Origin of the sequence: Kitasatospora sp. SC0581, from assembly GCF_048159585.1 — a bacterium.
Taxonomy (GTDB): domain Bacteria; phylum Actinomycetota; class Actinomycetes; order Streptomycetales; family Streptomycetaceae; genus Kitasatospora.
This window is the reverse complement of record NZ_JBLRWA010000006.1, coordinates 93,822-111,513: the sequence shown is the minus strand read 5'-3', so window position 1 is coordinate 111,513 and position 17,692 is coordinate 93,822. Positions and strand designations below refer to the sequence as shown.

Sequence of the window (17,692 nt, the reverse complement as noted above, 5' to 3'; positions counted from 1 at the left end):
TTCTACGCGCTGACCAGCCCGAACTCGTAGGCCTGGATGACCAGGTGGACCCGGTCGCGGGCGTCGAGCTTGGTGAACAGCCGGGCGACGTGGGCCTTGGCGGTGGCCACGCTGATGGTGAGCTCCGCGGCGATCTCGGCGTTGGACAGGCCCCGGCCGACCAGGGTGAGAACCTCCCGCTCGCGCTCGGTGACGGCCTCGGCGACCGGCCTGCGGGGCCTGGCCGCGGCGTCGGCGTCCGGGCGGGCGGCGAACTCGCCGATCAGCCGGCGGGTGATGCCGGGGGCCAGCAGGGCGTCCCCGGCGGCGACCACCCGGACGCCGTCCAGGATGGTCTCCAGGGCGAGGTCCTTGACCAGGAAGCCGCTCGCCCCGGCCCGCAGCGCGCCGTAGACGTAGTCGTCGTCGTCGAAGGTGGTGAGGACGAGGACGTGGGTGGGCAGGTCCGGGTCGGCGGTGATCCGGCGGGTGGCCTCGATGCCGTCCATGCCGGGCATCCGGATGTCCATCACGGCGACGTCGGGGCGCAGCCGGGCGACCAGTTCGACGGCCTCGGCGCCGTTGCCGGCCTCGCCGACCACCTCCAGGTCGGGGGCGTCGGCGATCAGCACGCGCAGGCCGGTGCGGATGAGCGGCTGGTCGTCGACCAGGACGACACGGATCACGGTCCCACCTCCACGGGGGTCTCGACGGCGGTTCCGACGGCGGTCCCGACACCGGGCTCGACGGGGGTCTGCACGGCCGGGGTCTGCACGGCCGGGCTCTCGGGGAGCGGCAGCCGCGCGGCGACCCGGAAGCCGCCCTCGGGGCGCGGGCCGGCCGCGAACTCGCCGTCCAGCAGGGCGACCCGCTCGCGCATGCCGGCCAGCCCGTAGCCGGTGCCGGGGGTGCCGGTCGCCGCGCCCGCGCCCAGGTCGACGACGGTGACGTCGAGCTCCCGCGGCCCGTACCCGACGGTGACGTGGCAGTCCCGGGTGCCGGAGTGCTTGACCACGTTGGTGACCGCCTCCTGGACGATCCGGTAGGCGGCGAGGTCCACCTCGGACGGCAGCGGACGGGCTTCGCCGCGGCGGGTGAGCGCCACCCGCACCCCGGCGCCCGCCGCCTTCTCCACCAGCCGGTCCAACTCGCCCAGTCCGGGCATCACTTCGAGCGGCGCCGGCTCCCCCTCGCCCTGCCGCAGCGCGCCGAGCATCCGGCGCAGCCCGGCCAGGGTCTCCCGGCTGGTGGCCTCGATCGCCTCCAGGGCGGCCCGGGTCTCGGCGGGCTGGGTGTCCATGACCCGGCTGCCCATGCCGGCCTGGATCGCGATGATGCCGATGTTGTGGGCCACCATGTCGTGCAACTCGCGGGCGATGCGCAGCCGTTCGGCGGTGATGGCCTGCTCGGAGGCCCGGCCGCGCAGCGCCTCGGTGTGGGCCCGGCCCTGGTGCACGGTGTTGCCGATCAGCCAGGCGATCAGCACGGTGGCCGCGAAGCCCCCGTAGGCGAGCGGATTGACGGGGTAGTCGTTGACGGCGCCCCAGAGCAGCAGCCCGGCGAGGGTGGCGAGCGGCAGCGCCAGGGCGGTGAGCGAGACCCGGCGGGAGCGGGTGGCCGCGCAGTAGCCGACCACCGCGTCGGCGATCAGGAACTGGAGCGGCGCCGCCTCCGGGACGCCCCACATCCCGAGCGCGAACATCCCGCCCCCGAGCGCCACCACGACGGCGAGCAGCGGCAGCCGGACCAGCAGCGTCGCGACCAGGGTGGTGACCACCGCGGTGACCACCATCGGCATGTCCTCGGGATTGCCGTGGTAGTTCAGCAGGTGGTGCAGCTCGTTCTCGCGCGTGAAGAAGCGGAACGCGACCAGGGCCGTCCACAGCGCCCCCACCCACACGCCCGCGGGCAGGCGCCTGAGCAGCGGCGGACGGGGTTCGGTGATCATGACGCGATGGTAGCGGCGGCCCTGACGGCGGCACATTGGCCCGGGGGCGTAATCCCCGGGGCCAGTGCGGCCGCCCGCGGTTGTGGCCCGCGGCCCGATGCCCGGGCGGGGGCCCGACCGGCAGCGTTGTCCCCGTGATCGAGATCGAGCGACTGACCAAGCGGTACGGCGCCACCACGGCCGTCGACCAGTTGACCTTCACCGTCCGGCCCGGCACCGTGACCGGCTTCCTCGGCCCCAACGGGGCGGGCAAGTCCACCACGCTGCGGATGGTCCTGGGCCTCGACACCCCCACCGGGGGGAGTGCCACCGTGGCCGGGGTGCCCTTCGCGAACCGGCCGCGCGGCCTGCGGCACGTCGGCGCCCTGCTGGACGCGGGCGACGTGCACGGCGGGCGCAGCGCCCGGGCACACCTGTCGGCCCTGGCCCGGAGCAACCGCATCCCGCTCCGGCGGGTGGACGAGGTGCTGGCCGAGGTCGGGCTCGGCAAGGCCGCCGGGCGCCGGATCGGCGGCTACTCGCTGGGCATGAAGCAGCGGCTCGGCATCGCGGGCGCGCTGCTCGGCGACCCGCCGGTGCTGCTCTTCGACGAGCCGCTCAACGGGCTGGACCCGGAGGGCGTGCTCTGGGTGCGCGGGCTGTTCCGCCGGCTCGCCGCCGAGGGGCGCACCGTCTTCGTCTCCAGCCACATGATGGCCGAGATGGAGCACACCGCCGACCGGCTGGTGGTGATCGGGCGCGGCCGGCTGATCACGGACGAGAGCCTCGCCGAGTTCTCGGCCCGCAACGCGGTCTCCTCGGTGGCCGTCCGGGGACCCGAACTCGCCTCGCTGGCCGGGGTCCTGCGCGCGGAGGGGGCCGAAGTACGGCTGACGGAGCCCGGGTTCGGGACCGTCACCGGGATGCCGGCCGAACGGATCGGCGAACTCGCGCTGCGGCACGGCGTGGTGCTGCACGAACTGGCCGCCCGGACGTCGTCGCTGGAGTCGGCGTTCATGTCCCTGACCGCCGACAGCGTCGAGTACCTGGCAGGAGAAGCCCGATGAGCAGCATGAACGCCATGGCCCTCGGTTCCACCGGTTCCGGCGGTTCCACCGGTTCCGTCGCCGAGCCGGCCCCCCGGTTCCTCGACCTGCTCGCCGCCGAGTGGATCAAACTGCGCTCGCTGCGCTCCACCTACTGGGTGCTGGCGCTGGCCTCGCTGGTGGCGATCGCGGTCAACGTGAACGCCGTCCACACCGACCTGACGTACATCGACCACCCGCCCGCGCCGATGCCCGGGCGCTCCCCGTACACCTACGACCCGCTGTTCCACGGCCTCGGCAGCATCGCGAGCGACCTGATGGCGGTCGCGGCCGGCAGCCTCGGGGCGATCACCGTCTTCGGCGAGTACACCACCGGCCTGATCCGCACCACCTTCGCCGCCGTCCCGGACCGGCGCGGTGTGATCGCGGCCAAGGTGCTGCTGATCGGCGGGATCACCGCGCTCGCCGGGCTCGTCGTCTCGGCGGTCTCCTTCTTCACCATCAACGCGATGCTGGCCTCCCGGCACGTCGGGCTCTCCATCACCGACGAGGGCTGCCTGCGGGCCGTGCTCGCCTACGCGGCGATCGTGCCGGTCTGCGCGCTGATCGGGATGGCGCTGGGCGCGCTGCTGCGGCACGCCACCGCCTCGATCGTGTCGCTGGTGATGCTGATGTTCATCCTGCCGATGATGTTCGGCGGGGACCGCTACCGGTGGCTGAAGGAGATCGGCACCCACCTGCCGCTGGCCACCGTGCAGCGGCTCACCATCACACCGAACTCCAGGACCACGATGGGGAAGTACGCGCCGAGCGTGCTGGACTCGTGGATCACCATGGGGGTGTGGGGCGCGGTGGCGGTGGCGGTGACGGTGGTCGTGGTGCGGCGGCGGGACGTGTGAGGTATCGGGGCGCCCCGGGCCTCGGGTCGCCCCAGGTCTCGGGGCATCCCAGGCCTCTGGTCGCCCCAGGCCTCGGGTCACCCCAGGCCGAGGCGCCGCGCCGTCGCGGCGGGCAGCGGGTACGGGCGCTCGGGCGGCAGCAGCCGCTGCGCCTTCGCCGCCTGCCCGCCGCGGACCAGCGCGGCGATCCGCTGCACCTGCGGGGTGAGGTCGGTGAGCCCGACGACCCACTCCTCGGCGTAGCGGCGGACCAGCGACCGGCCGACGCCCACCTGGATGCTGTAGTGGTTCAGCGCCGCCCCGCGCAGCGACCGCTCCGGGTCCCACTGCACGTGGACCTCGGCGCGGGCCACCACGTCCGGGTGCGCGGTGGTCAGGACGGCGCGGGCGAGCGCCTCCTCCCAGCCCTCCCGGGTGATCCGGACCGCCAGCACCCTGGTCTGGCCGGGCTTCTGCGCCCAGTTGCTGCGGTGCATCAGCCAGCGGAACGAGGGCTTGATCCACGTCATCCGGTGGAAGCCGAACGGCGCCGTGAACCGGCCCGCCGCCAGCGCCGCGTCGGCGATCGCCGGCGGGTAGGCCTGGTAGAGCACGATCGTCCGCCCGTCGTGGTCGGCCCGGATCTCACGCAGAGCGGTCATCCCGCGCCACCCCCTTCCGCCCCGGCACGCTGCCCGCCCGGCCACGCTGCCAGCACCGACGGCACGGTGCAACGGGATTAGGGCACGCCTACGGGCACGGCGCCAGGGGCGCACCGCTATGGGACGAACTGCGCGCCGATCAGCCCGTGACCGGCCTCGGCTGCGGCCCGCCAGACCGGGAGGACGGCGTCGAAGAGGCCGGAGAGGTCGTCCGTCCACAGGGCGTCGAGGGCCCGCCGCTCAGCCGCCCGTCGCTCGGCCCCGTCCAGGTCGAACACCGCCTCGACGGCCGGGAGGGCGGCCCGCACCTCCTCCGGCCCTCGGGCCTGTCTTCAAACTCGCGTCTGCGGGGCGACGCCGGGGCACGCACCTCGCCGCGTTGTCGTCGGTCGCCAATGCTCCGCAGTGGCTCCCTCCTCCGCCTTGCGATGCACGCACCCCAACGCCGCCCCGCCCGCCCTCCGGGCGGACGACGGGAGTTTGAAGACAGGCCCGACAACCACGTCCCCGAACCAGCCGGGCAGCCCGGCCGTCCGCTCCGGGCCGAGGCCGTGCGCCAGCCCCAGCACCGGGTAGCGGTTGCGGGCCTGGACGGCGGCGCACGGGCCGGCCGTCCCGCAGTCCTCCCAGACCGCGTACAGGCCGTCCGGGTCCTCCCCGAGCGGACCGACGGCCAGCTCCTCCAACTCCTCCGGCGCCAGCCCCTCCCGCTCCCAACGACGGCGCAGCGCCCGGTTGCCCGGGTCCGCGGCGTGCGCGTCGAGCAGCGCCCGCAGCCGCGGCCCGTGCCGCTCGACGACGTCGGCGGGCGCGGGGATCAGGAACCACATCGCCTGGTAGCTCATCGCCCGCCAGCGTAGGCGCGGGCTCCGACAGGTCGGGCTCAGGCGGCGGCGCCCGCCTTGGTGCGGAAGGCGCCGAGGGTGGCCGCCGGGACGCCGCAGGAGGGGAGGAAGGAGGCGGCGCCGCCGTGGTGGGTGCGGACGCGGTCGAGGAAGACGGACATGGCCTCGGCCGGGGCCTCCAGGAGGGGCGCGGGGATGGTCAGGTTGCGGCCCCGGGAGTCCGTGACGCGGGAGGTGGTGCGGTCGTTGAGGGCGGTGCGGTGGCGCTCGGCGAGGCCCGCGAAGATCTGCGGGAGGGCGTCGGCGGTGCGGGTGTAGTCGGCGACGATGTGCTCGGCGGGGACGCCGAGGAGGTCCAGCAGGAGGGCGGTCAGCAGGCCGGTGCGGTCCTTGCCGGCGGCGCAGTGCAGCAGGACGGCGCCGGGGCGGACGGTGGCGTCGACGGCGGCGGCCACCGCGTCGGGCGCGGACTCGGCCAGCAGGACGTAGAAGTCGCCCAGGTCGGCGGCGGTGGCCATGGTGCCCATCCGCGCGGTGAGGGCGTCGGTGGCGGGGTTCACCGGGGCGGCGACGACGGATATCCCGGCGGCCTCGGCGGCGGCCCAGTCGGCGGGGTCGGTCTCGCGCGGGTCGCGCAGGTCCACGATGGTGCGGATGTCGCAGCCGCGCAGCTGGGCGACGGTGGCCTCGTCGGCGGCCGGGAACGGCTGGGCGGAGCGGTACAGCACACCGGGGCGGACCCGCCGGCCCTCGGGGTCGCCGAGGGCGGCGGCGTCGCGGAAGTTGACCAGGGACATGCGGGAGGCCTTTCGGTGGGGCCGCACCCGGGAGGAGACGGGGAGATCCGGAGGCGGAGACATCTAGACGTCTAGATGTGTAACCCCTCGGGGGGCCGCCGGGCAAGCCTCGGTGGCGCGGGTCTCGCCGACGCGGGCCTCGATCGGTACATCCTTCTATCCCACGCCCATCGCCCGCCCACGGCGACCCGGGGGCCGCGGTGTCCCGTACGGCACGGCGCCCGGGCGGCCCCAGCGGTGACGAGGGGCACAGGCGGCACGGGCGGCACGAGCGACGCAGGCGGCCCGGGCGGGCCGGGCGGGCCGGGCGGCCCGGGCGGCCCGGGCGGGCTCCGTAGGATCGGGCCCGTGGCGACGAACCCCCCGGACACCCCGAGCTCCCCGAACACCCCGGTGTACCGCCGCCTGGCCCGCCGGCTCCAGGAGCGCGTCGACACCGGCGCCTACCCGCCCGGCACCCGGCTGCCCAGCGAGCCCGAGCTGAGCGCCGAGTTCGGCGTGAACCGGCTGACCGTACGGCAGGCGGTGGCGGAGCTGGAGCGGGCCGCCGTGGTGGAGATCCGCCGGGGCGTGGGCACCTTCGTCCGCCCGCCCGCCGTCCGGGTGTCGATCGCCGTGGACCCGCGCAGCCAGCGCTTCGACCTCGGCAGCGTGCCCACCGCGCTGCCGAACGACGAGTCCACCGACGGCGAGTTCGTGGTGGCCGCCCCGCCCGTCACCGGCTCGGCGCAGGACGCGGAGGCGGCCCGCCAGCTGGGCCGCACTCCCGCGGAGCTGTCCCGGGTGGACTCGGTGATCCGGCTGGGCGGGCGGGCCCGGGCGGCGTGCAGCTACTGGGTGCCGTTCGGCCCGCTGCCCGCCGAGCTGGTCCGGCCGGGCCGCCCCGGGAACCTGGTGCCGGACCTGGCGCGGGCCGCCGGGGTGGAGCTGGAGTACGACTGGCGGGCCTTCGGCGCCGTCGGCGCGGACCTCGCGGACGCCGAGCTGCTGGGCGTCCCGCCGGGCACCGCGCTGCTGGTGCGCGAGGGGGTCAGCTGCACCCCGGACGGCGCTCCGGCGCTGTACGTGCGGCGGCGGATCGACGGCAGCAGCGCCCGCTTCGTCCTGCACTTCCGGGACCGGTAGCGGGGGCCGCCGCGGCGGGCGGCAGCGGCCGGTGGCGGGGGCCTCCTCGGCTGGTGGCAGGGGCCGCCGCGCCCGTTCCCGGCCGGAGCGCCCCTGATAAATTCAGCGCCGAAATACCGGGCCGCACGGGGGTTGGCAGGACAGGGTGACCGAGGAGATCGACTACGACATACCGACCGAGCTGGCCGAGGTCTACCTCGTGCTGCTCGCCGACGTCTCCCGCACCGGCCGGCTGCTGCGCCGCGAGGAGCTGGAGCGTCTGCGAAGGCTCGGCGAGCACTGCGCCGAGGCCGGGCACGGGCTGCGCGAGGTGGTCGCGCACTGCCTGGCCGCGGCCCGGCGGGCCTGGCAGACCCTGCCCGGGACGACCTCCGCGAGCAGCGTCACCGAACTGCGCCGGACCGGCGACGCGGTGCTGGCCGCCACCGACGCCGCGCTGGCCGCGCTGGGCGAGGGCCACGAGCGGGCCCAGCGCCTGGCCGTCCGCCAGGAGGAGGCCGCCCGGCGGGAGTTCATCGACGACCTGCTGTTCGGCCGCAGCGACCTCGGGCTGCTCGCCGAGCGCGCGGAGCGGTTCGGGCTGCGGCTGGCGGGCGCGTACACGGTGGCGGTCGCGGTGGGCGACGAGCCGTTCGCGGACGTCCATCCGCTGGTGCACCGGGTGGAGCGGGAGCTGGCCGGGCGGTTCGGCGAGCGGGACGTGCTGCTGGCCAGCAAGGACGGCCGGCTGGTGTGCATCGCCCCGGACTCCGAGCGGGCCGTGCTGGAGGCCTTCGCCGAGCTGACGCTGCGCCCGGGGACCGGCCGCGGCTACCAGCCGGTCCGGCGGGTGGCCACCGGCCGCCGGCACTCGGGGCCGAGCGGGGTGCTGCGCAGCTACGAGGAGGCGCTGGACGCCCTGGACTACGCGCAGCGGCTGGGCCTGCCGGCCCGGCAGCTGCGGGCCGAGGAGCTGCTGGTCTTCCCGGTGCTGATGCGCGACCGGTCGGCCATGGCCGACCTGGTGCGCACCGTGCTCGGCCCGCTGACCGAGGCGCGCGGCGGCGCCCGTCCGCTGCTGGACACCATCGCGGTGCAGGCGGAGGCCGCGTACGTGAACGCGGAGGCGGCGCGCCGACTGGGCCTGAGCGTGCGCACCCTGGGCTACCGGCTGGAGCGGATCAAGGCGCTCACCGGGTACGACCCGGCGGACGCGCTCCAGCGTTTTACCCTGGAGACCGCGGCCATGGGGGCGCGGCTGCTGAACTGGCCGGAACAACCGCTGTAGTGCGCGGGACTACCGCTGTAGTGCTCGGAACAACCGTTGTAGTGCGCGGAACTACCGCCGTGGTGCGCTGGACTACCGCCGTAGTGCGCGGCACGACGGCCGTAGTCCCCGCCGCCCCGGGAAGGGCCGCCGCGGTCCCGCCGCGCGAAACCCGCGCGGCGCCGCTGCGACCGTCCGGCGCCCGTCCTGTTGCCTGGTTGTTGCAGTGTCACGCGGGCCGCGTGTACCAGGGTGTCAAGAGGGCGTAAAGATTGCCGGATCCTGGCAATGTGCGACGGGCCCCGGCGCTGTCATGATCTCCCCGGTGCCGAAGCGCGGCGCCGGTGGAGAGGCGGGGGAGGGTGGCCGGGATGGGGGGATTCTTCGCGGCCGCGCTGGCCTTTCCGACGGCGCTGTTCAGCTTCGCGCTGGTGGTGGTGGTCGGGTACTGGTTGCTGATGCTGTTCGGCGGCCTCGTTCCCGGCGCCGTGCACGGGGGGCACGACGCCGGGCACCACATGGACGTCGGGCACGCGGGGCACCACCTCGGTGCCGAGCACGGGGGGCACGTCGGACACGGGGGGCACGGTGCCGGGGGGCACGGTGCCGACGGGGGACCCGACCGGCCCGGTGCGGGCCACCACACGGGCGTGCTGGACGCGCTGGGACTGGGCGGGGTGCCCGTGACGGTGGCGGTGTCGCTGCTGGTCGCGCTCGCCTGGTTCGTCAGCCTGGCCGGCACCGTCCTCACCTCGGGGGCGCCGGCGCGCGGCGGCGTGTTCGTCGTCGCGCTGGCCGCCTCCTGGGCGGGCACCCGGGTGCTCGTCCGGCCGCTGTCGCGGCTGTTCCCGCAGGACCGGCCGGCCACCCGGGGGGACTTCGTCGGCCGGGTCTGCGTGATCCGGACCGGCCGGGTGACGGCCGACTTCGGGCAGGCCGAGGTCACCGCGGAGGACGGCTCCACCGCGACCGTCCAGGTCCGCACGGCGGAGCCCGAACCGGGCCTGACGGCCGGGCGGACCGCCCTGATCTTCGACTACGACGCCGTGGGCGAGCACTTCCTGGTGGCGCCCTTCGACCCGCCGTCCACCGGCGTCTGATCCCCGGCCTCCCGTTCCCCGGCCGGCCCTCCGCCACCGCACTTCCCTTTCGCACCACCTCTTCGCATCGACTCCTCGCACCACCTCTTCGCTCCAACTCGCCATCTCGTCAAAGGACTCCGTGATGGACACCATCGCCGTGGGTTTCGGCGTGCTCGTCGCCGTCGTGCTGCTCATCCTGCTCGCCATGCTGCTGTTCGTGGGCCGCCTGTTCCAGAAGGTCGAGCAGGGCAAGGCACTGATCGTCTCCCGGACGAAGAAGGTGGACGTGACCTTCACCGGCGCGATCGTCCTCCCGGTGCTCCACAAGGCGGAGTTGATGGACATCACCGCCAAGACGGTGGAGATCCACCGGGCCGGCCGGGACGGTCTGATCTGCCGGGACAACATCCGCGCGGACATCCGGATCTCGTTCTTCGTCCGGGTCAACAAGACCGTCGAGGACGTCATCAAGGTCGCGCAGTCGATCGGCACCGCCCGGGCCAGCGATCCGCAGGCGATCCAGGAGTTCTTCGCCGTCAAGTTCGCCGAGGCGCTCAAGACCGTCGGCAAGCAGCTGGACTTCACCGACCTGTACACCCACCGGCACGAGTTCCGGGACCAGATCATCGCGGTCATCGGCACCGACCTCAACGGCTACACCCTTGAGGACGCGGCGATCGACCACCTGGAACAGACCCCGATGAACCAGCTGGACGCCGACAACATCCTGGACGCCCAGGGCATCCGCAAGATCACCGAGCTGACCGCGATCGAGCACGTGCGCACCAACGAGTACCAGCGCACCGAGGAGAAGGAGATCACCCGGCAGAACGTGGACGCCCGGGAGGCCGTCCTGGAGCTGGAGCGCCGGCAGGCCGACGCCGAGATCCGCCAGCGCCGCGAGATCGAGACCCTGCGGGCCAAGGAGGACGCGGTGATCGCCCGGGTGCAGGAGGAGGAGCGGCTCAACGCCCAGACCGCCTTCCTGCGCACCGAGGAGCTGCTCGGGGTGCAGCGGGAGAACCAGGCCCGCGAGGTCGCGGTGGCGCAGAAGAACCGCGAGCGGGTGATCGCGGTGGAGAACGAGCGGATCGAGAAGGACCGCCTGCTGGAGGTCGTCGGCCGCGAGCGGGAGACCCAGCTCGCCACGATCGCCAAGGAGAAGGAGCTCGAGTCCGCCAAGCGCGAGGTCGCCGACGTGGTCCGCGAGCGGGTCGCGGTGGACCGCACCGTCGCCGAGCAGGAGGAGGCCGTCAAGACCCTGCGCGCCACCGAGGAGGCCGAGCGCGTCCGCAAGGCCGTCGTGATCCAGGCCGAGGCCGAGGCGCAGGAGAAGCTCGTCAAGGACATCAAGGCCGCGGAGGCCGCCGAGCAGGCCGCCACCCACAAGGCCCGCGAGGCGCTGGTGCTGGCCGAGGCCCGGCAGCAGGCCGCCGAGCTGGACGCGGCCGCCAAGATCCGGATGGCCGAGGGCGTCCGGGCGGAGGCCGCGGCCGAGGGCCTGGCCCGGGTCCAGGTCCGCGAGCAGGAGGCCGCGGCGGTGGAGAAGGTCGGCCGTGCCGAGGCCGTCGTCCAGGCGGAGAAGGCCAAGGCCGCCGCGCTGGAGATCGGCGGCCGGCTGAAGGCCGAGGCCGAGGGCCTGACCGAGAAGGCCGCGGCGATGGCCAAGCTGGACGAGGCCTCGCGCGGGCACGAGGAGTACCGGCTGCGGCTGGCCGCCGAGAAGGACGTCCGGCTGGCCGGGCTGGACACCCAGCGGCAGATCGCCGAGGCCCAGGCGGCGCTGGTCGCGGCCGGGCTGGAGAAGGCGAAGATCGACATCGTCGGCGGGGACTCGGTGTTCTTCGACCGGCTGGTGCAGTCGGTGTCGGCCGGCAAGAGCGTGGACGCCTTCGTCGCCCACTCGCAGACCGCGCAGACGCTGGCCGGGCCCTGGCTGGACGGGCGGGCGAGCTTCACGGACGACCTCACCCGGGTGCTCTCCTCGGTCTCCACGGCCGACGTGCAGAACCTGACGGTGTCGGCCCTGCTGATGAAGCTGATCGGCTCGGGGGCCGGCGACCAGGCCGGTCAGCTGCGCCAACTGCTGGAGTCGGCACGGAAGCTGGGCGTCGCGGAGACCCCGATCGGGGCGCTGGCCGGCGGGCTCGCCTCGGCCAACGGCTCCAAGTGATCCGCTGAGCGGGCACGCCGACCGCGCTGAGCGGGCACGCCGACCGCGCTGAGCGGGCACGCCGACCGCGCCGACCGCGGCTACCGATCCAGCCGCATCGATCGCGGCAACCGATTCGACCGAGTCAACTGAGGAACGTGACCGTGACCGTGGACGCCCTCGACGCCCGGCTCGACGCCGGCACCTACGAGGTCCTGCGCGACCGGCTCGCCCGAGCCGCCGCCGAACTCGCCGACCGGGCCCAGGCGTTGAACGCCCGCCGGGTCGCCGAGTTCGGCGGCGGGGAGCTGCGGCTGGCCGGCACCGGACGGCTCACCACCGACCGGGCCTGCCTGCCGCAGGACCTCACCGCCGCCGGCGGGCTGCTGCTGCTCGCCACCCGTCCGACCGAATCCGCCGACGGTGCCGGGGACTTCACCGACGTCCTCGGCCTGCACCACCCCGACCTCTCCCCCGCGCCCGCCGAGGGCACCCTGCTGGACGACCCGCGGCTGCGCCAGGACCTCGCCGACCTGCGGCGCTACTTCCGCGACGCCCGGCTGGAGCGGCTGCGCGCGGTGGACGGCCGGCTGCTCGCCGTCTTCCGCACCGGCCCGACCGCCGCCGACGTCCGGGTGCTGCGCTGGCGCCTGGACGGCGGCCTCGCCGACGACGCCCAGCCGTCCTACCTGGACGGGCGCGGCGAACGCGACCACACCCCGGCCGACGGGCAGCAGCTGCCCTGGACCGCCCTCACCCGGGACGACCAGCTGCCCGCCGGCCCCGGCCGCCCGCCCCGTGCCGACCTGGCCGGCGAACTGCTCGTCGGCGTCGACGGCGGCCGGCTGACCATCACCGCCCCGGACGGCCGGGAGCTGCACCACGAGCCGCTGGCCGAGGCCCTGCAGACGCTCGCCGACGCCCGGATCGCCCACGCCCGGCTCGGCACCCTGCTGCTGGTGCGCGTGCGCCCGTACCAGGAGGAGACCGAGCGGCACCTGGTGGTGCACCTGCCCACCGGCACCGTCACCCGGATCGACGCGCTCGGCCAGGCCTGCCTGCGGCTGCCCGCCGACCAGGGCGTGGCCTTCCCCGGCGGCTGCCACCTGGTGGACGGCACCGTGCGCACCTTCGACCAGCCGGTCGACGGCCTGCGCTACGAGCGCACCCTCCTCTCGCCCAACGGCGAGGACGTGCTGTACGAGTTCCGCTCCCCCGCCGACGGCCGCGCCCTGCTCCAGCCGTACAACAGCGTCCGCCAGGAGGCCGCCGCCCCGCTGCCCTGCCAGGGCTACGCGCTGCTCGCCGACGGCACTCTGATCGCGCTGCGCCCGGCCGAGGACGGGCCGACCCGGCTGCACCCCGTCCAGCTCTGGCAGACCCCGTTCACCAGCGAGCGCTTCGCCGCCGAACAGCCGCCCGGCAGCGGGCCGTTGGCCCGGATCGGCAACGCCGACCTGGTCCGCGGCCTGGCCGACTGCCTGGCCCTGGCCCGGCTGGCCGCGGCCGGCGCCGGCACCCCGGCCGGCCACCAGGCCGTCCTCGCCGCCTGCACCCGCACCGCCGACCGGCACCACTGGCTCGGCCAGGACGGCCTCGGCGACCTCGCCGCGCCGCTCGCCGAGATCCGCGACACCGCCCGGCAGGTCGTCGCCGAGTACGAGGCCGTCGCCCAGCTCACCGCGCACGCCGCCCGGCGGACCGACGAGGTCGCCGAGCACGTCGAGGGCCTGCTGCGCACCGCCCGCGGCGAGACCCTGGCCGACGCCGCCGAGTGGGTCGACCGGCTGGCCGGACTGCGCCGCGCCCAGGGCCGCGTCGAGGCGCTGCGCGACCTGCCGCGCGCCGACCCGGAGCGGATCGACGGGCTCGCCGCGCACCTCGCCGAGGGCCTGGCCGAGGCCGCCGACCGCGCCGTCGGCCAGCTCGCCGAGCCGACCGCCTTCGAGCCCCACCGGCAGCGGGCCGGTGAGCTGGCCGAGCGCTGCGCCGCCATCGCCACCGCCGCCGAGGCCGAGCCGCTGGGCCTCGAACTGGGCGGCCAGAGCGAGGCCCTGCAGACCGTCTCGGAGCTGGTCGGCACCCTCGACCTGGCCGACGCCACCACCCGCACCGCGATCCTCGACCGGCTCGCCGACGTGCTCGGGCTGCTCAACCGGGCCCGGTCCGCGCTGACCGTGCGCCGCCGGGAGCTGCGCACCCGCGAGGCCGCCGCCGAGTTCGCCGCCGAGACCGCCCTGCTCGGCCAGGCCACCACCGCCGCGCTCGCCGCCGCCGACACCCCCGAGGCCTGCGACGAGCAGCTCGGCCGGCTGCTGCTGCGGATCGAGCAGTTGGAGACCCGCTTCGCCGACGCCGACCCGGCGCTCGGCGAGCAGCTCACCGCCCGCCGCACCGAGGTCCACGACGCGCTCACCGCCCGCCGCCAGCACCTGCTGGAGGAGCGGGCCCGGCGCGCCGACCGGCTGGCCGCCTCCGCCGGACGCGTCCTCGACACCCTGCACCGCCGGCTGGCCGGTCTTGACACCGCCGCCGAGATCGACGCCGCCCTCGCCGCCGACCCGACCGCCGTCAAACTCCGCGACCTGGCCGGGCAGTTGGCCGCGCTCGGCGACCGGGTCCGGGCCGAGGAGCTGACCGGACGGCTGCGCGCCGCCCGCGGCCGCGCCCACCGGGCCCTGCGCGACCGCGCCGAGCTCGCCGGGGACGGCCCCGGCACCCTGCGGCTGGGCCGGCACCTGTTCGCCGTCACCACCCAGCGCCCCGAACTCGCCCTGGTGCCCTGGCGCGGACGCCCCGCCTTCACCCTCACCGGCACCGACTACCGCTCCCCCGTCACCGACCCGGCCTTCGCCGCCACCGAGCGGTACTGGGACCGTCCGCTGCCCTCGGAGACCCCGCGGCTGTACCGCGCCGAGTACCTCGCCGCGAGCCTGCTGCCGGCCGTCGAGGCGGCGGCGCCGCTCACCGACGCCGAGTTGCTGGAGTACGTCCGGCGGGCCGCCGAGCAGCGCCCGGACGAGGGCTACCAGCGCGGCGTGCACGACCACGACGCCACACTGCTGCTCCGCGCCCTGCTCCGACTCGACGCCGAGGCCGGGCTGTTGCGCCACCCGGCGGGCGCCCGGGCGGCCGCGCAGCTGTACTGGGCGCACGGCGCCGACGAGCGGCAGCGGCTGCTCTGGCACACCCGGGCCCGCTCGCTGGGCCTCGCCCGGGACGCCTTCGGGGGCGCCCCGGCGCAGGCCGCGCTGGACGCCCTCGCCCGCGAACTCTCCTCCGCCGTCGCCGACTTCGTCCCGGGAGCGGCGCCCGCCGGGCCCTACCTGGTGGCCGAACTGGCCGCCGCCGCACCCAGCTTCGCCCACTCGACGGGCTCCGCCGCACTGCTCGACAAGTTCCGCGCCGCCCCCGAGTCGGCCGGTCTCACCGAGGCGCTGGCCGCACTGCCCGAGGAGCCCGAGCTGCTGCCGGTACGGCGCCAACTCGCCGCCGCCTGGCTGGAGTCGGGCGCCGTCGACGCCGATCCGGCGGACCTCGCCGAGGCCGCCGCCGCGCTGCTCTGCCCGTCCCTGCCGCGCCGCCCCGCCGAGGGGGCCGTGGGCGCCCGGATCACCGGGCTGCTCGGCGACCACCCGCGGCTCGCGGGCGGAGCGCTCGACCTCCGGCTGGACGAACTGCTCGCCCGGGTGGCGGAGTTCGAGCAGGTCGAGGTGCCCGGCTACCGGGCCTACCAGCGGCTGCGCGGCGAACTGCTGGCCGCCGAGCACGCCCGGCTGCGGCTCGACCAGTACCGGCCCGCCCCGCTCAACGGCTTCGTCCGCAACCGGCTGATCGACCAGGTGTACCTGCCGCTGGTCGGCGACAACCTCGCCAAGCAGCTCGGCACCGCCGGGCCCGGCGGACCGGTCGACCGCAGCAGCCTGCTGCTGCTGGTCTCCCCGCCCGGCTACGGCAAGACCACCCTGGTCGAGTACCTCGCCGAGCGGCTCGGCCTGCTGCTGGTCTCCGTCAGCGGCCCCGCGCTCGGCCACCGGGTCACCTCGCTGGACCCGGCCGAGGCCCCCGACGCGACCTCCCGGCGCGAGGTCGAGAAGCTCAACTTCGCCCTGCACGCGGGTGACAACGTGCTGCTCTACCTGGACGACGTCCAGCACACCTCGCCCGAGTTCCTCCAGCGCTTCATCCCGCTGTGCGACGCCCAGCGCCGGGTCGACGGCGTCTGGGACGGCGAGGCCCGCGAGTGGGACCTGCGCGGCAAGCGCTTCGCCGTCGTCATGGCCGCCAACCCGTACACCGAGTCCGGCCGCCTCTTCCGGCTGCCCGACATGCTCGCCAACCGCGCCGACGTGTGGAACCTCGGCGACGCCGTCGCCGGGCGCGAGGACCTGTTCGCGCTCAGCTTCGTCGAGAACGCCCTGCCCGCCAGCCCCCACCTGGCCCCGCTCGCCACCGCCGAACGCGCCGACCTGGACACCCTGCTCGCCCGCGCCGGCGGCCTGCCCGGCGGCACCCTGGCCGGTGCCTGGCCCGCCGCCGAGACCGAGCGGATGACCGCCGTCCTCGCCGGCCTGCTCCACCTGCGCTCCACCGTCCTGGCCGTCAACCGCGCCTACCTGGCCTCCGCCGCCCAGGACGACCGCACCCGCACCGAGCCCCCCTTCCTGCTCCAGGGCTCCTACCGCAACATGGCCAAGCTCGCCCAGCGCCTCGACCCCGCCCTCACCCGCCCCGAACTCGACGCCCTGCTCACCGACCACTACCGCGCCGAGGCCCAACCCCTGGGCGCCGACGCCGAGGCCCAGCTCCTCAAACTCGCCGAACTCCGTGGCACCCTGACGGAGGATCAGTCATCCCGCTGGGCAGAGCTGAAGCGCTCGTGGTCGGAGCGCGGGCGACCCGGCGAGCGTCCTTGACCTGAAGGACGCTTGAGCTCCTACCGCCCGGGACGTCGACTGACACCTCGGCGGGCCCGACTCCCCCGCTGCCCGCCCTCCCCCACCCCACCGATGGAACGATGACCGCACGATTCACTCCATCGGGGCATCCGCGGGCGGCGGGGGTAGGCGGCGCCGCGAGCCGGGTAACCCGCTGGCATGAGCGCTCAGGGACTCGATCTGGCCGGGCTGCGCAGGGTGTACGGGCGGGCGGGGAGCCGGTGGTTCTACACCCGGGTGGCGCGCAACGCGCGGCACTGGGGGTGGACGGAGCCGGGGCAGTCGAAGTGGCGGTTGTGGCGGGCGCAGCGGCAGTTGGAGGACGTGCTGGGGCGCAAGCTGGCGCTGCCGGCCGGGGCGCGGGTGCTGGACGCCGGGTGCGGGGCCGGGGTGGTGGCCCGGGCGATGGCCCTGCGCTTCGGGCTGGCGGTGACGGGGGTCGACGTCCTGGACTTCCACCTCGCCGAGGCGGCCCGGCTCAGCGCCCGGGCCCGGATGGGCGACCGGACGGTGTTCCGCTTCGGGGACTTCCACCGGCTCCCCTTCGACGACGGGGAGTTCGACGGCGCGTACTCGATGGAGACGCTGGTCCACTCCTACGACCCGCCCCGGGCCCTGGCCGAGCTCCACCGGGTGCTGCGCCCGGGCGGCCGGCTGGTACTGCTCGGCCCGATGAGCACCGGCCCGCTGGACGAAATGGAGCCGGGCGCACGGGCGTTGATCGAACCGTACCTGGACGCGATGACGATGACCGGCTCCAAGGTCTACCACGCCGGCAACCTGTCGCGGCTGCTCGCCGAGGCCGGCTTCGAGGTCGAGGAGGCGCTGGACGCGACGCCGTACTACCTGCCGACCTCGGAGGCCGTGTACGCGTACTTCCGGCTGCCGTGGGAGATACTGCGGCGCTTCGGCGATCCGGCCAAGTGGCTCAATCTCCGGTCCACGGTGGAGATGTACGGCGTTCGGGAGCACGTCGCCTGGTACGTTCACACGGCTGTCAAGCCATCGAGGTGAAC

Annotated in this window: 14 protein-coding genes; 8 read left to right on the top strand and 6 right to left on the bottom strand. The window is 75.3% G+C overall.

The window, feature by feature from the left end; translation table 11 throughout:
- Positions 1 to 2 precede the first annotated feature (2 nt).
- Together ACLWS4_RS13015 and ACLWS4_RS13010 are read right to left on the bottom strand one after the other, a co-directional pair.
- Positions 3 to 665: a response regulator gene (locus ACLWS4_RS13015; protein ID WP_049653795.1), complete on the bottom strand. Its 663-nt coding sequence runs from the start codon at positions 663 to 665 to the stop codon at positions 3 to 5.
- Entirely contained in the window at positions 662 to 1,927 is a 1,266-nt protein-coding gene (locus ACLWS4_RS13010; protein WP_416874196.1) for a sensor histidine kinase, read from the bottom strand. Before ACLWS4_RS13010 ends, ACLWS4_RS13015 begins: the two co-directional genes overlap by 4 nt.
- A gap of 134 nt (positions 1,928 to 2,061) precedes the next feature.
- Between ACLWS4_RS13010 and ACLWS4_RS13005 the strand changes: the two genes are divergently transcribed.
- Both ACLWS4_RS13005 and ACLWS4_RS13000 read left to right on the top strand, forming a co-directional pair.
- Complete coding sequence (locus tag ACLWS4_RS13005; protein ID WP_416874195.1) at positions 2,062 to 2,973, top strand: ABC transporter ATP-binding protein; 912 nt, start codon at positions 2,062 to 2,064, stop codon at positions 2,971 to 2,973.
- The gene (locus ACLWS4_RS13000; RefSeq protein ID WP_416874194.1) at positions 2,970 to 3,851 is read left to right on the top strand and encodes an ABC transporter permease; all 882 of its coding nucleotides are present in this window, start codon (positions 2,970 to 2,972) and stop codon (positions 3,849 to 3,851) included. The genes ACLWS4_RS13005 and ACLWS4_RS13000 overlap by 4 nt, the downstream gene beginning before the upstream one ends.
- Positions 3,852 to 3,928: 77 nt before the next feature.
- On the opposite strand, the gene ACLWS4_RS12995 is transcribed toward ACLWS4_RS13000, so the two are convergent.
- The 4 genes from ACLWS4_RS12995 to ACLWS4_RS12980 all read right to left on the bottom strand — a co-directional run bounded on the left by ACLWS4_RS12995 (position 3,929) and on the right by ACLWS4_RS12980 (position 6,134).
- Positions 3,929 to 4,492 carry a DUF4291 domain-containing protein gene (locus tag ACLWS4_RS12995; protein ID WP_375873220.1) on the bottom strand — a complete coding sequence of 188 codons (564 nt, stop codon included), beginning with the start codon at positions 4,490 to 4,492 and terminating at the stop codon, positions 3,929 to 3,931.
- A 116-nt stretch (positions 4,493 to 4,608) separates the two neighbouring features.
- A complete protein-coding gene (locus ACLWS4_RS12990; RefSeq protein WP_416874193.1) occupies positions 4,609 to 4,800 on the bottom strand; it encodes a hypothetical protein in 192 nt (63 codons plus the stop codon).
- A 24-nt stretch (positions 4,801 to 4,824) separates the two neighbouring features.
- Positions 4,825 to 5,337 carry a hypothetical protein gene (locus ACLWS4_RS12985; RefSeq protein ID WP_416874192.1) on the bottom strand — a complete coding sequence of 171 codons (513 nt, stop codon included), beginning with the start codon at positions 5,335 to 5,337 and terminating at the stop codon, positions 4,825 to 4,827.
- A gap of 38 nt (positions 5,338 to 5,375) precedes the next feature.
- The gene (locus ACLWS4_RS12980) at positions 5,376 to 6,134 is read right to left on the bottom strand and encodes a tyrosine-protein phosphatase (RefSeq protein WP_181970700.1); all 759 of its coding nucleotides are present in this window, start codon (positions 6,132 to 6,134) and stop codon (positions 5,376 to 5,378) included.
- A 348-nt stretch (positions 6,135 to 6,482) separates the two neighbouring features.
- On the opposite strand from ACLWS4_RS12980, the gene ACLWS4_RS12975 reads away from it, so the two are divergent.
- From ACLWS4_RS12975 to ACLWS4_RS12950, 6 genes are all read left to right on the top strand, one after another.
- On the top strand, positions 6,483 to 7,259 hold the full coding sequence (locus ACLWS4_RS12975; protein WP_074005604.1) for a GntR family transcriptional regulator: 777 nt from the start codon (positions 6,483 to 6,485) through the stop codon (positions 7,257 to 7,259).
- Between the two features lie 145 nt (positions 7,260 to 7,404).
- On the top strand, positions 7,405 to 8,526 hold the full coding sequence (locus tag ACLWS4_RS12970; protein ID WP_387974920.1) for a PucR family transcriptional regulator: 1,122 nt from the start codon (positions 7,405 to 7,407) through the stop codon (positions 8,524 to 8,526).
- A gap of 350 nt (positions 8,527 to 8,876) precedes the next feature.
- Positions 8,877 to 9,605, top strand: a complete 729-nt coding sequence (locus tag ACLWS4_RS12965) for a hypothetical protein (protein ID WP_387974917.1) — start codon at positions 8,877 to 8,879, stop codon at positions 9,603 to 9,605.
- 124 nt (positions 9,606 to 9,729) lie between these two features.
- Positions 9,730 to 11,760 carry a flotillin family protein gene (locus ACLWS4_RS12960; protein WP_049655427.1) on the top strand — a complete coding sequence of 677 codons (2,031 nt, stop codon included), beginning with the start codon at positions 9,730 to 9,732 and terminating at the stop codon, positions 11,758 to 11,760.
- A 137-nt stretch (positions 11,761 to 11,897) separates the two neighbouring features.
- Positions 11,898 to 16,655 carry a DNA repair ATPase gene (locus tag ACLWS4_RS12955; protein WP_416874191.1) on the top strand — a complete coding sequence of 1,586 codons (4,758 nt, stop codon included), beginning with the start codon at positions 11,898 to 11,900 and terminating at the stop codon, positions 16,653 to 16,655.
- 180 nt (positions 16,656 to 16,835) lie between these two features.
- A complete protein-coding gene (locus ACLWS4_RS12950; protein WP_074005600.1) occupies positions 16,836 to 17,690 on the top strand; it encodes a class I SAM-dependent methyltransferase in 855 nt (284 codons plus the stop codon).
- Positions 17,691 to 17,692: the final 2 nt, after the last annotated feature.